Annotated in this window: 6 protein-coding genes; 4 read left to right on the top strand and 2 right to left on the bottom strand. The window is 60.5% G+C overall.

Annotated elements, in window-relative coordinates:
* Positions 1 to 74 precede the first annotated feature (74 nt).
* On the top strand, positions 75 to 3,785 hold the full coding sequence (gene metH / locus M5G26_RS07595) for a methionine synthase (protein WP_134177527.1): 3,711 nt from the start codon (positions 75 to 77) through the stop codon (positions 3,783 to 3,785).
* A gap of 46 nt (positions 3,786 to 3,831) precedes the next feature.
* On the opposite strand, the gene M5G26_RS07600 is transcribed toward metH, so the two are convergent.
* Positions 3,832 to 11,052: a dermonecrotic toxin domain-containing protein gene (locus tag M5G26_RS07600; RefSeq protein ID WP_273914890.1), complete on the bottom strand. Its 7,221-nt coding sequence runs from the start codon at positions 11,050 to 11,052 to the stop codon at positions 3,832 to 3,834.
* Positions 11,053 to 11,206: 154 nt separating this feature from the next.
* Between M5G26_RS07600 and M5G26_RS07605 the strand changes: the two genes are divergently transcribed.
* A complete protein-coding gene (locus M5G26_RS07605; protein ID WP_134177529.1) occupies positions 11,207 to 11,425 on the top strand; it encodes a DUF2970 domain-containing protein in 219 nt (72 codons plus the stop codon).
* A gap of 5 nt (positions 11,426 to 11,430) precedes the next feature.
* Here the strand turns inward: M5G26_RS07605 and M5G26_RS07610 are convergent, their stop codons facing one another.
* On the bottom strand, positions 11,431 to 12,504 hold the full coding sequence (locus M5G26_RS07610; protein WP_273914891.1) for an ABC transporter substrate-binding protein: 1,074 nt from the start codon (positions 12,502 to 12,504) through the stop codon (positions 11,431 to 11,433).
* A gap of 525 nt (positions 12,505 to 13,029) precedes the next feature.
* Between M5G26_RS07610 and M5G26_RS07615 the strand changes: the two genes are divergently transcribed.
* Positions 13,030 to 14,688 carry a nitrite/sulfite reductase gene (locus tag M5G26_RS07615; protein ID WP_007912574.1) on the top strand — a complete coding sequence of 553 codons (1,659 nt, stop codon included), beginning with the start codon at positions 13,030 to 13,032 and terminating at the stop codon, positions 14,686 to 14,688.
* A complete protein-coding gene (locus M5G26_RS07620) occupies positions 14,672 to 15,166 on the top strand; it encodes a DUF934 domain-containing protein (RefSeq protein WP_007912572.1) in 495 nt (164 codons plus the stop codon). Before M5G26_RS07615 ends, M5G26_RS07620 begins: the two co-directional genes overlap by 17 nt.
* Positions 15,167 to 15,170: the final 4 nt, after the last annotated feature.

Genomic DNA, 15,170 nt, shown 5'->3' on the forward strand with positions numbered 1-15,170 from the left:
GCCCCACATGCTCTAAAAGCGCACAGGTTTGCTATGATCCCGCTCCTTCGTAATGGTCTTTCCGAGTAGTCCAAATGTCCGATCGCAGCGTCCGCCTTCAAGCTCTCAAGCAAGCTCTCAAAGAGCGCATCCTGATACTCGACGGCGGTATGGGCACGATGATCCAGAGCTACAAGCTTGAAGAGCAGGATTATCGCGGCAAACGCTTCGCGGACTGGCCGAGTGACGTCAAGGGCAACAACGACCTGCTGGTGATCACTCGTCCCGACGTGATCGGCGGCATCGAGAAAGCTTATCTGGACGCCGGCGCCGACATCCTCGAAACCAACACCTTCAACGCCACGCGCATTTCCATGGCCGACTACGGCATGGAAGAACTGGCGTACGAGCTAAACGTAGAAGGCGCACGTCTGGCCCGCAAGGTTGCCGACGCCAAGACCGCCGAGAACCCGGACAAGCCGCGTTTCGTTGCCGGCGTGCTCGGCCCGACCAGCCGCACCTGTTCGCTGTCGCCGGACGTCAACAACCCCGGCTACCGCAACGTCACCTTCGATGAGCTGGTGGAAAACTACACCGAAGCCACCAAAGGCCTGATCGAGGGCGGCGCCGACCTGATCCTGATCGAAACCATTTTCGACACCCTCAACGCCAAAGCGGCGATCTTCGCCGTGCAAGGCGTGTTCGAAGAGCTGCACATCGAACTACCGATCATGATTTCCGGGACCATCACCGACGCCTCCGGCCGCACCCTGTCGGGCCAGACCACCGAAGCGTTCTGGAACTCCGTTGCACACGCCAAGCCAATCTCCGTCGGCCTCAACTGCGCGCTCGGCGCCAGTGAACTGCGTCCGTACCTGGAGGAGCTGTCGAACAAGGCCAGCACCCACGTTTCCGCACACCCGAACGCCGGCCTGCCGAACGAATTCGGCGAGTACGATGAACTGCCGTCGGAAACTGCCAAGGTCATCGAAGAGTTCGCCCAGAGCGGCTTCCTCAATATCGTCGGCGGCTGCTGCGGCACCACGCCGGGGCACATTGAAGCCATCGCCAAAGCCGTCGCCGGTTACGCGCCGCGGCAGATTCCGGACATTCCCAAGGCTTGCCGCCTCTCGGGTCTGGAACCGTTCACCATCGATCGCAGTTCGTTGTTCGTCAACGTCGGCGAGCGCACCAACATCACCGGTTCCGCCAAGTTCGCCCGTCTGATCCGTGAAGACAACTACACCGAAGCGCTGGAAGTCGCCTTGCAACAGGTCGAAGCTGGCGCGCAGGTGATCGACATCAACATGGACGAAGGCATGCTCGATTCGAAGAAGGCCATGGTGACCTTCCTCAATCTGATCGCCGGTGAACCGGACATCTCGCGCGTGCCGATCATGATCGACTCGTCGAAATGGGAAGTGATCGAAGCCGGCCTCAAGTGCATTCAGGGCAAGGGCATCGTCAACTCGATCAGCATGAAAGAAGGCGTCGAGCAGTTCATCCACCACGCCAAACTGTGCAAGCGCTACGGCGCGGCGGTGGTGGTGATGGCGTTCGACGAAGCCGGCCAGGCCGACACCGAAGCGCGCAAGAAAGAAATCTGCAAACGCTCCTACGACATTCTGGTCAACGAAGTCGGCTTCCCGCCGGAAGACATCATCTTCGACCCGAACATCTTCGCCGTCGCCACCGGCATCGAAGAACACAACAACTACGCTGTGGACTTCATCAACGCCTGCGCCTACATCCGCGACGAGCTGCCGTACGCGCTGACGTCGGGCGGCGTGTCCAACGTGTCGTTCTCGTTCCGTGGCAACAATCCGGTGCGCGAGGCGATCCACTCGGTGTTCCTGCTGTACGCGATCCGCGCGGGCCTGACCATGGGCATCGTCAACGCCGGTCAGCTGGAGATTTACGACCAGATCCCGCAAGAGCTGCGCGACGCTGTTGAAGACGTGATTCTCAACCGCACGCCGGAAGGCACCGACGCCCTCCTCGCCATCGCCGACAAGTACAAGGGCGACGGCAGCGTCAAGGAAGCCGAGACCGAAGAATGGCGCAACTGGGACGTCAACAAGCGTCTGGAACATGCGCTGGTCAAGGGCATCACCACGCACATTGTTGAAGACACCGAAGAATCGCGTCAGTCGTTCGCCCGCCCGATCGAAGTGATCGAAGGCCCGCTGATGTCGGGCATGAACATCGTTGGCGACCTGTTCGGTGCCGGCAAAATGTTCCTGCCGCAAGTGGTGAAATCCGCCCGCGTGATGAAACAGGCCGTGGCGCACTTGATCCCTTTCATCGAACTGGAAAAGGGCGACAAGCCGGAAGCCAAGGGCAAGATCCTCATGGCAACCGTGAAAGGCGACGTGCATGACATCGGCAAGAACATTGTCGGCGTGGTGCTCGGTTGCAACGGCTATGACATCGTCGACCTCGGCGTGATGGTGCCGGCAGAGAAGATCCTGCAGGTGGCCAAAGAGCAGAAGTGCGACATTATCGGTCTCTCTGGTCTGATCACTCCGTCGCTGGATGAAATGGTCCATGTGGCCCGCGAGATGCAGCGTCAGGACTTCCATCTGCCCCTGATGATCGGTGGCGCGACCACCTCCAAAGCGCACACCGCGGTGAAGATCGAACCGAAGTACAGCAACGATGCCGTGGTTTACGTGACCGACGCTTCCCGCGCGGTCGGCGTGGCGACGCAGTTGCTGTCGAAAGAATTGAAGGCCGGTTTTGTTGAGAGAACCCGTGCCGAATACGTTGAAGTGCGCGAACGTACCGCCAACCGCAGCGCCCGCACCGAGCGCCTGAGCTACGCCGCAGCCATCGCCAAGAAGCCACAGTTCGACTGGGCGACTTATGAGCCGGTCAAACCGACCTTCACCGGCAGCAAGGTGCTGGACAACATCGACCTCAAAGTCTTGGCCGAGTACATCGACTGGACGCCGTTCTTTATCTCTTGGGATCTGGCCGGCAAGTTCCCGCGCATCCTCGAAGACGAAGTGGTTGGTGAAGCCGCCACCGCGCTGTACAAGGACGCGCAGGAAATGCTCGCCAAGCTGATCGACGAGAAGCTGATCAGCGCCCGTGCGGTGTTCGGTTTCTGGCCGGCCAATCAGGTGCATGACGACGACATCGAGCTGTACGGCGATGACGGCAAGCCATTGGCCAAACTGCATCACTTGCGCCAGCAGATCATCAAGACCGACGGCAAACCAAACTTCTCGCTGGCCGACTTCGTGGCACCGAAGGACAGCGAAGTGACCGATTACGTCGGCGGTTTCATCACCACCGCCGGCATCGGCGCCGAAGAAGTGGCCAAGGCTTATCAGGACGCTGGCGACGATTACAACTCGATCATGGTCAAAGCGCTGGCCGACCGCTTGGCCGAGGCCTGTGCCGAGTGGCTGCACCAGCAAGTGCGTAAAGAGCACTGGGGTTACGCCAAAGACGAAACCCTCGACAACGAAGCGCTGATCAAAGAGCAATACAGCGGCATCCGCCCTGCCCCGGGTTACCCGGCCTGCCCGGATCACACCGAGAAAGCTGCGCTGTTCGCTCTGCTCGATCCGGAGGCTGAAGAAATGCGCGCTGGCCGCAGCGGTGTGTTCCTCACCGAGCACTACGCGATGTTCCCGGCCGCCGCCGTCAGCGGCTGGTACTTCGCCCATCCGCAGGCGCAGTACTTTGCCGTGGGCAAGGTCGACAAGGATCAGGTGCAAAGCTACACCTCGCGCAAAGGCCAGGAGCTGAGCGTGACCGAGCGTTGGCTGGCGCCGAATCTGGGTTACGACAACTGAAGCGCCAAGGATCCGGGAGCGCCCGCTCTCGGATCCGCACCACCCCTCATTGGCTCCCTGACGGTCCCGGTCGGGGTGATGAGGGCGCAGGTTGTGGCGCGTCCAGGACCACCTTCGCCAACACCTCCAATTCATTGCGGGACAACGCCTTCAGCCTGTCCGCGCGAGCCAGCGCCAACTCAATCTCAAGCCGGTTCATCGCTTCCAGATAGCGCTCGCGGGACGCCTCATCAACGTGTTTATCGGGGTGAGCATCCTCGACTTCTTCCTGGCGTCGCGTGGCATTGCGTTCCAGTATCGCGAATGCGTCGGGGTAGCGATCCTTCATGTACCGGACCCAATAGTCCCGCGAAATCAGATCGTCGAGAAACAGGTCTGACGCTTCATCGGCCAGTACCGCCGCCCGGGCGTCGATCAAACGCTGCCCGGCAATCGGGGTGGCGAACAGCGCGTGTTCCGGTTGACCGGGTAGCTCCAGCCCGTCAGGCCAGCCTCGGGTCATGCCGATCCGATAGTGCAGACGGACTTCCGCCCGGTCTTGGAAATGCCCGGCAGCCTCTGCCAGTCTGTCGACCCGCTCCAGGCGAAACAGCCGTCGCGTCAGATCGAGCAAGGCCCGACCGCGCAGGTCCGGGCGCTCACGGGGAATATCGCGCAGGGCGGTATATTCATACGCGCGAGTTTCCAACTCGCTGAACGTGAGGATCCGACCATCGGGACAGGCACCATGCGTTTCGGCGTTATGGAACATCAATTGGCGCAGTTCGGTGTTTTCGCTGGCGGCTTCCATGACACGCCACAAACGATGGGTCAGATCGACGCGTGCAAGGCGGAAGTCAAGGGTATGACGCAACAGGAACACCAACTGAAAAAAGCGCTCATGATTCGGTTCTTCCGCCAGCCGCGCCCAGAGTATTCTTCGGCCAGCGGCCAATGCCGCGGGTGAGTCCGCAAGCCAGGTATTCAATGCGACAGGAGAGATATGCCGGGCCGAATCAGAAACCTCTTCGACCGGAGCTACCTGCGCATGCGGATCAACCACCTGCGCTCCTTCATCGACATCGTTGCCATCACTGCCCATGTCCGAAACGCCGCTTTCCTCGACGCCAAACACTTGCGCATCGATCATCCCTTCGATGTCTTCACGGGCGATACCGAGTACCTCTGGCAAGTGATTGACCCGACTGTAAAACCTGAGCCGCTGCAGTGCGACAAGTGACAGTTCGGTGTTTTCGGACAAATCCGTGCCGGCGACGAGTTGCGCATGGCTGCCCTCGAAAATCGCTTCGGGAATGTCGGTGATGTCGTTGCCACTGAGGTTTAACGTGCGCAGGTTCGGCGCGTCGAGAACCCCGCTCGGCCAATCAGTCAGCTCGTTGAAGCGCAGGTCCAGAGTGTCGATGACGCCGAATGCTGGCGGGTCGAACGCGCGCAGATTGTTATAGCTCAAGTCGAGCCAACGCAACCGCGTACCGCCGAGCAAGGGATAGACACTGGCCGCGCTGGACAGGTCGCAATACTGCATGTCCAATCGCCGAAGCTGATTCATCTGCAGCACCGACTCTGGCACGGTCAGCAGCTCGTTACCGCTGATGACCAGTCGCCTGAGGTTGGCAAAGCCTTGCAGAAAACCGCTGGCGCCGGGGCCCGTCATTCCGACGCCACTGACATCGAGCATTGTCACTCCGGGAAGCGGCACCGCCAAGCCCGGCATATCGCCGGTTTGCAGCCCGCTGAGATTGAGTGTCACCCCCTCCTCACCGGGGTTGTGGCTGAGCCCCGCCAACCATGCTTCGCGAATGCGCAGCGCCGCGCCGGAGCGGTTTCGCGCAGACGCCCGACGCTCGCCCGCAGGCGCTCCCCGCGTGTAGAGCCAGTCATTCAGCTGACGGGTCAGCCCTTCACAATGCTGGTGCCACTGGCTGATCTGCGCGTCGATCTGCTCATCGGTCAGGCCGGTTTGACGCATGCTCTGCAATATCTGCACGGCGCGCTCTTGGGACACGCTCGGGTGCAAACACTGCAATTGCGTCACTCTTCCGGCCTCCCCCGGCGAAACGGCAGCGCGTTCGGGGAGTGCCAATAACAACTCCGTCATCGTCCAGGCTGACTGCCTCGGCAGCGTGTCGGCAGGCACTGGCTCCTCGGCAAATCGCGCCAACGTACCGTCAGACAGACCGTTGGCCCGTTCAATGCGCTGTAACGCAGTGTTCAGTGCTAACTCGCCTTCAGGACTGAAAGCGTTACCACTCAAATTGACTTTCATCAGCGCGTTGGGGTCGGCCAGGGCTTGTGGCGAAAGCGACGCGATGGCGTTGTCACGCAAATCGAGCCAGTACAACCGCTCGAGGCTTTCAGCACCGGCAGGCCAGGCTCGCAAATCAGTGGCTCGCAGATTCAACGCCTGAAGCTGGCGCATGGCGCTCACATCCAATTGGCCCAGCGGATTGCCTTGCAGGTTGAGTCTGCCGAGCCGCCGCAGGCCATTGAATTGTGCCTGCACCGCCGGGGTGACTACGATGCGATTGTTCGACAAATCGACTTGCCTCAATGAAGGCAGATCAGTGGCCGCAAACGGCAATTCGGCGAAGGTGTTCCCCGGCAGGATAAGGTTTTCGGTCGCGCTGAACCCTCTGACAAAAGCCCGCGCCTGCGCAGGGGGAACGTCCAGTTGCTGCAGACGCAGCGTGCGGATGTGCGCAAAGCTGCCGGCCGGCAATCGCGGCAGGTCGATGACATCTTGAGTGCCCGCGTGCTCAACCAGACCGACGCTCGGTTCAGGCAGCTCAAACGTTGCCACGTCGCCGGGTACGCCGTAATGCTGGCGCAGGGCAGCATTCCAGCTTCGCTTGAGAGCCCGCAGTGTTGCGGCGTTGCGCCCGGTTGCCCACTGCCACCGCAGCCCTGCAAAACGCATCCCCTCGGTATTCGCTGGCAGATAAAACTGCGCAAAGATTGCATCGTGCTCAGCTCGGAGCCGGGCAATCGCCGCCATCCTTGCCTCGGGCGTCACCCACACGGCATCGAAGCTTGCCGGCAAAGGGTCGCGCAGATCCGGCAAGGTCGCCATGAAGTCCAGTTCGGCGCGGCAGTACTGACTGACCATTTGGTTCAGATCGACCAGATGGCCGAGTTCGCCGGAGTAGCTGCGCACGTACTCGTAAGCGCGCATGAACTGCGCCGGGGCCAATGCCCCCCAGTCCAGCGACAGACCGGCCCACAGCCGTTCCTGTCCGCTGTACAGCGAATCAGGCAGCGCGCGAATGGCGGTGTGGCTCAGATCCAGGCGTTGCAGTTGCTCAAGCCGTTCGACGGATGCCGGCCATTCCCATAACGCGTACGGCGCATCGATGCGCAAGCTGCGCAGGCGACGCAAAGCGCCAAGATCCAGTGCATGCAAGCTCCGGGCGTCGAAGCCGGCATAGTCAATATGCAGCGTTTCCAGCGAAGTGAGCGCACCTAGGCTTGCCGGAAAATCTGCCGCCAGTGCTGGCGCGTGAGTGGAAAAACGCAGGCTGACCAGCCGGGGCATCTGGCCGACCGCCGACGGCAAAGAGGTCAGCGGCCGGGTTCTGGACATCAGGTAATCGATACCGCGCTCCATGTTGCCGATCGCCAGATGAGTCACTTCGGGAAAACGCGCCAGAAAGGCATTCGCGTTGCCGTCGGTCATGCCGTTACCAGCCACCGACAGTTCGCGCACATGGCTAAAGGAAGTGGTCAACACTGGTAACGGCTCATCACAGACCAGTGACAGGCGTGCAGCTTGCGGATTGTGTTCGGCCAGCGGCGCATTGCGCCAGGCCTCGCGCAGCGTTTGGGCAACTCGTAACCGGCCTTGGGCAGCCTCACTGCCGCTCGGACCGGCCTGCCATTGTTCAAGCGCAACGTTCAGCCCTTCCCATTCGCGCCGGCGCGCCTCCAGCAGTGAGTAGATTTGGCGGTCGCTCAAGCCACGGTGCTGGTTAAGGAAAGCCTCCGCCTGTCGCGGGCCTGGGTAGAGTTCGTTGATCCGCACCAGCAATGAAGGGCGCAGGCCAGTGCCTCGTCCGCTGGCGTAATAGCCGCTCAACGTGGCGCTGACCCGTGTCGGCGCTTTAAAGCCCTTGGCCTGCGGCGTCAGCAACTGTGCTAAGTCGTCGCGGTGCGTGCGGGCGGATTGGATCACTTTGCGCTGTAACTCGTGGCTTTGGCTGCCATCGCTCAACCCCAGCGCGGACGCCTCCTCATCAGGCAAAACACGCATGATCGCGCGATAAAAGCTCTCACCCTGTCTGGCTGCGCCATTGAGCGGTACCCCTCGCGCATTGAAGGCTCGATAGAACGGCCCCTCCTTGATCAGATATTTCCTGTTGGACGCAATGCTATCGCCCAGGCTGTCGAGCAGTGCCCCGGTCAGGCTGCCCTCACGAATTTCCAGGCGCAACGACTGCGGCCAGCCCGGCAACCTTGCCAGCGTGTGCAGTGCAAGCCGGCGGCTATCCGCCGATAAGAGATGTTCGCTGTGCAAACCGGCAAAGGAACGCACTTGCCGGCCCTGACGGGCATACCAGCGCGCCTCTTCGAGCATTTTCAGCGGTACCCTTCCCCCGCTTTGCAGGCGTGTCAGCTCCGCTGGAGTGGCGTGATCAAGCACATCCTGCGCGGCGGCATCGCTCAGCCCCGGCGTTTCGCGCTGCAAAATACGCACGTGCGGATTGCCCGGTTCGGTGCCGCGATACAGTTCATCAACCATCGAGGCCTGGCGCGTGGCGACATGATCCGCCAGTTGCCGGCCGAACGCCTCGGGTCTGCCCGGGCGAAACTGCGCGGTGTCCCTGCCGAGCAGATAGTTGATCTCGTTTTCTTCCAGCGTCGCGAGGATTCGCGTCGGCAGTTCTCCGTTCAGCACCTGCGCGCGCGTGATCTGGATCGACGGTTTACTGCTGACCCCGGGCACGAGTTTTTCGGCGCCGTAGCGGGTGGGCTGCCCCGACAAGTCAGGCTCCGAGAAGACCTCCAGTACCCGGTCGTATGGCCAGCGCGGCATTTCGGTGACCTGCGGCAACGCGTACAGATAACGCTTATCGATCGGTGCCGCACCGCGCAGTTGCTCGACAACTTGCGCGGCCTCGGCATCTGCTTTGAACAAGCGCATGACATCGCGTAACTCCGGCGGCGCTGGCGCGTGATCCAGGTGCATCTTGCGCAGGGTGCTTTCACTGACGCCGCTGATATCGGCCAGTGTCAGCAGGGTCTCATCGGAAAAACCATCGGTAACATGTCCCATGCGCCGCAACAGCGTCAGGCGACTCCAGCGCATGGGCTGTTCCAGCGTGTGCCGCCAGGCGCCCCGGCCATTGTGTTCAAGCACAGGCTGGTAAGCGTTGGACTCGCCGGGGTGTTTGATGCGCCACTGCGAGGTCGACGGATCGATCAACTGCTCGTAGACCTTGTCACCCTGACGGATGTAGGTTTTGCCGTTGAGCCGATACTGGCCCAGCGCATCCGGCCCGATCGCGTCTTGCAATGTCATTTCTTGCTCATAGCCACTCAGGTCGGGCTTCCAAAGGCGTGTCTCACCGTTGGGCAAGGTCACCGGGTGCATATCTTCGATCACCGGCTCCGGCGCGACCGCGGTGAGCTTGCCGATCAGCGCTCCCCCTGCGCTCATCGCACCGATCAGTGCCAGGTTTTCCGCCACATCCACCAAGTGCGCTTTGGCGGCGTGCTTGTCACCCTCACTCCACTCGACCGCGCCTTCAAAGGTTTCATACAGCAACTGCCCGGCCATCACCACCATCATGATCTCGCCCAGTCCCGGCACAAACATCGACACCAGGTTGAGCGTCAGCAGCCCGACCTGTAGCAGCGCCGCTAATCGGGCATCGCGTACCTTGGCGTCGATATCTTTGGACGGCACCGCATGACTGCGGGCATCGGCCAGCACTTTGTCGCGATGCTGCTCGTAGAGCCGGGCCCACAAGTCGCTGTTTTCCGCCCAAGGATCGCGCTCATCGTGCGGCATGATCGCGACGCCGATATACGGATCAGGTTCCGGTTCCATCCACGGATGTTCGGGGGGCAACTCCCTGATATGGATAAAAGGATAAAGCGGACTCAAAGCCTCCGGGGCTCTACGCCAAAGCGTGCTGTAGAAATTGACCGGGGTATCGGCAGACTCACGGACAAACTGGCTGAAAAAGTAGGATCGTTTGTCGTAAGGCAGAAACTGGCTGAAAAACCGTTGGTAGGCCGTCGGCACCGGGCTGTTGGCTGACTGCGCATCGCGGGCGGTGAACAGCCGCTTGAATGTTTCCTCCATTTGCGCCCGGGTGTAGCGCTTCAGCGGATGCTCGGGATCATGGGGCACATACAGAATCACCGCCTCACCAGCGCGGCGCTTAGGTCCGATTACAAAGGCGATACAGCCAACCAGACGGTGGCGCATCAGGCCCAGATCGGCAAACCAGACCTGCATTGCGCCCATCACAGGGTGTTTTTCACCGGCGATGACCGAAAGGAGCATCGCGTGATCCTGCGGACGAATGTCCGTGGTCAGCAACGCCTGTTCAGCCGCCGCGCGCAAGCTCGCTTTCTGGCTGGCGATGAATTGCTCGCGCAAGGTGCTTGCCATGACTGGGTTCGTGGTATGGAAAAATGCCTTGAGATGCGCTTGATACCGCGCGCCAATATCGAGCGAGCGGCACAAGCGCAGGAAATTCGTGACGGTCAGGTTGATCTTCACCGGCGCGTAGGCGCCGGGCGCGGTTTCCTCTGCAAAACCCGAGCTGTCATGAAAGGCGCCGGGCAGGCATTCGCTGAGTTCGAAATTATGCAGCGCGGCTTGCAGCAGGGTCAGACTCAAGACTTCGAAAGAGCCGATTTCAACACTGAAAATACCCACCGCCATAGGTCGCCTGAGGCTGAGCAAGGTTTTGTCGACATCGACGTCGACCTTGCAGTGTTTTTTTAACGCGCGAGCCAGTATCGGTCGGGCAAACGCGTCGATGTCCTTGAGCGGTGACATCGTTTTGTCCAATGCAGACTGCGCGGCGAGACTGCTCCTGAAACAGTCGTCCAGTGAATTGCGCTGCGGTACCGACGCTTGTGTATACCACTGCGGCAGCAGCACGCCGGCCTGCCTGATCGCGACCTTCCGTTGAGCGCTGGCGTCGATAAGCCATTGCGGCAGCGCACCTTCGAGGTACTCGGCGTGAAGGCTGTCCGTGGCCAAGGGTCTGGTTGGCGTTTTCTGGTCCGGGCGGGGGCTGAACTGGGTGGGCATACATCGCTCCTGTGAATGGAGCGTCAGCAGACCATCTCGGGCGATTACCTTTGCGGTAGATAATTAACGCAACGAGGCGCATTTGTAACTTTGTGTCAGGCTGGCCCGCGTATTTTGACTAAGCTTGTAGGGCACGGCTTACGTGGAGGGATTTATGGACGATCCAGTCGACAACAAACCACCGACCTTCTGGCAGATGCTGCACAGCGTGATGGCGGCGGCGTTCGGGGTGCAGAGCGGCAAGAACCGGGCAAGGGATTTCACCCATGGCAAGCCCGGCCATTTCGTGATGCTGGGCATTCTGTTCACGGCGGTGTTTGCATTGACGCTGTTTGCCATCGTCAAACTGGTGCTGCACTTCGCCGGGGTCTGACGCGGTCAGCGCATCAGGGTTTGCAAGGTGAACGGGTAGCGATACGACGGCGGTTGCCCCTTGGCCGAGAGCTTGCGGAAATTCACCCCGTAGTTCGGCGACTTGCCCATGGCCAGCATTCGTCGAGCGTGCGCTGCATCGATCAACTGCAACAGGGGAATCTGCCGGTCACGGCCGCCGTATTGATTCAACTCGACACCCTGTTCAACGTCATGCAGTTCGACCAACGCCCAGCCACCCAAGGTGAAATGCCCGCCGACCAGCGCGCTCAGGCGCCCGTCGACCAATGCCTGCAACGCTGCGGGTGACGTATTGACCGCGCTGAACAAGGCATCTTTGCCGGGGACTTTGCCGGTCTCGGCATACGCACGCATTGCGCCAAAGGCCATTTCATCATTGGCCGACCACACCAGCGACACCTTCGGATAACGCGCGAACAGCTGTTTGGCCTGTTCGTAAGCGCGCTCTTGCGTCCAGCCGCTGTACACCAGTTGCCGCAGACGTGTCTGTGGATGTTCGGCCAGCGCCCGCTGCATGCCGCGCTCACGCAATTGCGCCGAAGGGGTGACCTTCAGCCCCGAGAACGCCAACACTTCAATCGGCTCGGCAGCGGGCATCGCCGGGTGCAGGCGGATCAGTTCCTTCATCATCAGGTAACCGCCCTCCTCGTCGTTCGGCACCAGGCTGCCGATGCGATCGTCTCGCTCGCCAAGCAGCGCCTGCTGGTCAGGCGTCAGCGCAGCATTGACCATAAACAGCTTCACGCCGCTGTTCTCGGCCAGACGCAGAATTTGCGGGGCAACGTATTGTTCGTTGACGAACACCAGATACTCGGGACGATTCGGCCCCTGCAACGCGAGGCGCGCCTGAGCCAGCGTCAGTTCGGGCTGGCGCTGTGAGTAGAGAATCTGCAGATCGATACCCAGATCATGGGCGGCGGCCTGCATGAATTGCGAATAGCTGACCCAGAAGGCTTCCTGTGTCGAACCCGGATTCAAAAACAGCACAGACTCTGCCCGCGCCCCGCTCTGAAACAGCGCGCCGAACAACAGGAGACTGATATGGAAAAGCTTGAACATGAAGCATCCGGGCCCAAGGAAAAATGGCCGCGCATTATAGCCCTCGTTTCACCGGCTATTGATGCCTGATCCCGCTTTTTGTCCGACAATCTGTCGGAGGCGGGCCCGGACGGGTCGTTTACTGATGGCTGACCCAGAATACCGCTGTGCCTACTACGAGAATGATCAGGAACAGAATGGCCCATGCATCGACACTGCTGTCGCTTTTTCTTGCCTTGGTCGGATTGCTCATTGCATCGCCTCTTGTCGGTTTTATCGGTGATTGCAGAAAGACTCGACCACAGTTAAGACGATGATTGTCCGCACGACAAATGTGGGTTAGTTGACAGCCATTCTCGTTAGGCGATTTGGTTCTTTACATATACTCAAACATCACTTTTGCGCATAACTGCAAACGGGTATATTGCCCCGGCTCCGTTAGGGAGTGCGCGGCCGTGCGCGCAGAATTGCAGAGGCACAATCGGACTCCAGCAAGCGAAAACGCAGTGCTACTCCGAATGGCCCAAGCCTGAGAACAGGACTTATATGTACGTATACGACGAGTACGATCAGCGGATCATCGAGGACCGCGTCAAGCAGTTCCGTGATCAGACCCGACGCTATCTGGCAGGTGAGCTGAGCGAAGAAGAGTTCCGCCCCCTGCGCCTGCAAAATGGCCTGTACATCCAGCGCTTCGCGCCGATGTTGCGTGTGGCGGTGCCTTACGGCCAACTGACTTCGCGTCAGACGCGCATGATGGCCAAGATTGCCCGCGACTACGACAAGGGCTACGCCCACATCAGTACGCGGCAGAACGTGCAGTTCAACTGGCCGGCGGTGGAAGACATCCCGGACATTCTGGCTGAACTGGCCACCGTGCAGATGCACGCGATCCAGACCAGCGGCAACTGCCTGCGCAACGTCACCACTGACCAGTTCGCCGGCGTCGCTGCCGATGAAGTGATCGACCCGCGCCCATGGTGCGAAATCGTTCGTCAGTGGACCACGTTCCACCCGGAATTCGCCTACCTGCCGCGCAAATTCAAGATCGCCGTCAACGGTTCGACCGCTGACCGCGCCGCCATTGAAGTCCACGACATCGGCCTTGAGCCGGTGCACAACGCCGCTGGCGAACTGGGCTTCCGTGTCTTGGTCGGCGGTGGCCTGGGTCGTACCCCGGTGGTCGGCGCGTTCATCAACGAGTTCCTGCCATGGCAGGACCTGTTGAGCTACCTCGACGCCATCCTGCGGGTCTACAACCGCTACGGCCGTCGCGACAACAAATACAAGGCGCGGATCAAGATCCTCGTCAAAGCCCTTACGCCTGAAGTGTTCGCGCAGAAAGTCGATGCGGAAATGGAACACCTGCGCGGTGGCCAGACCACATTGACCGACGCCGAACTGCAACGTGTGGCCAAGCACTTCGTCGATCCGGACTACAAGGCGCTGGACAACCAGACCGCGCAACTGGCCGAGCTGGACAAAGAGCATCCGGGTTTCGCCCGCTGGCGCACCCGCAACACCCTGGCGCACAAGAAGCCGGGCTATGTCGCCGTGACCCTGTCGCTGAAGCCGACCGGCGTTGCGCCGGGCGACATCACCGACAAGCAGCTCGATGCCGTCGCCGATCTGGCCGACCGCTACAGCTTCGGTCAGCTGCGCACCTCGCACGAACAGAACATCATTCTGGCCGACGTCGAGCAGAGCCAACTGTTCACCCTCTGGGGCGAACTGCGTGAAGGCGGTTTCGCCACGCCGAACATCGGCCTGCTGACCGACATCATCTGCTGCCCGGGCGGTGATTTCTGCTCGCTGGCCAACGCCAAGTCGATCCCGATTGCCGAGTCGATCCAGCGTCGCTTCGACGACCTCGACTACCTGTTCGACATCGGTGAGCTGGACCTGAACATTTCTGGTTGCATGAACGCCTGTGGTCACCACCACGTCGGCCACATCGGCATCCTCGGCGTCGACAAGAAAGGCGAAGAGTTCTATCAGGTATCCCTCGGCGGCAGCGCCAGCCGGGATGCGAGCCTGGGCAAGATCCTCGGCCCGTCCTTCGCTCAGGAAGCCATGCCTGACGTGATCTCGAAGCTGATCGACGTGTACGTTGAACAACGTACCGAAGACGAGCGCTTCATCGACACCTACCAGCGTATTGGCATCGACCTCTTCAAGGAACGCGTCTATGCAGCGAATCATTAAGAACAACGAGGTCGTCGACGAAACCTGGCACTTGCTGCCCAAGGATTTCAATATCGACGAGATCAGCAACTGCGACGATCTGATCGTGCCGCTGCAACTGTGGCGTGAACACAGCCGCATGCTCAAGGCCCGCGACGGCGGTCTGGGTGTGTGGCTGGACGCCGACGAAGAAGCCGAGGAAATCGGTGAAGACGTCGCCGAGTTCCAGGTGATCGCGCTGAACTTCCCGGCGTTCACCGACGGCCGTAACTACTCCAACGCCCGTCTGCTGCGTGACCGTTACGGTTTCAAAGGTGAACTGCGGGCGATTGGTGATGTGCTGCGCGATCAGTTGTTCTACATGCACCGCTGTGGTTTCGACGCGTTCGCTGTGCGTGCGGACAAAGACCCGTACGAAGCCCTGGAAGGTCTCAAGGACTTTTCGGTGACCTATCAGGCTGCCACTGACGAACCGCTGCCGCTGTTCCGTCGCCGCTAAGTCT

The organism is Pseudomonas sp. TNT2022 ID642 (assembly GCF_028656995.1).
Classification (GTDB): domain Bacteria; phylum Pseudomonadota; class Gammaproteobacteria; order Pseudomonadales; family Pseudomonadaceae; genus Aquipseudomonas.

Excerpts from the sequence above, each read along its gene's own strand:
- M5G26_RS07615 (WP_007912574.1), top strand. The coding sequence starts at position 13,030 with ATGTACGTATACGACGAGTACGATCAGCGGATCATCGAGGACCGCGTC.
- M5G26_RS07605 (WP_134177529.1), top strand. The coding sequence starts at position 11,207 with ATGGACGATCCAGTCGACAACAAACCACCGACCTTCTGGCAGATGCTG.
- metH (WP_134177527.1), top strand. The coding sequence starts at position 75 with ATGTCCGATCGCAGCGTCCGCCTTCAAGCTCTCAAGCAAGCTCTCAAA.
- M5G26_RS07620 (WP_007912572.1), top strand. The coding sequence starts at position 14,672 with ATGCAGCGAATCATTAAGAACAACGAGGTCGTCGACGAAACCTGGCAC.
- M5G26_RS07600 (WP_273914890.1), bottom strand. The coding sequence starts at position 11,052 with ATGCCCACCCAGTTCAGCCCCCGCCCGGACCAGAAAACGCCAACCAGA.
- M5G26_RS07610 (WP_273914891.1), bottom strand. The coding sequence starts at position 12,504 with ATGTTCAAGCTTTTCCATATCAGTCTCCTGTTGTTCGGCGCGCTGTTT.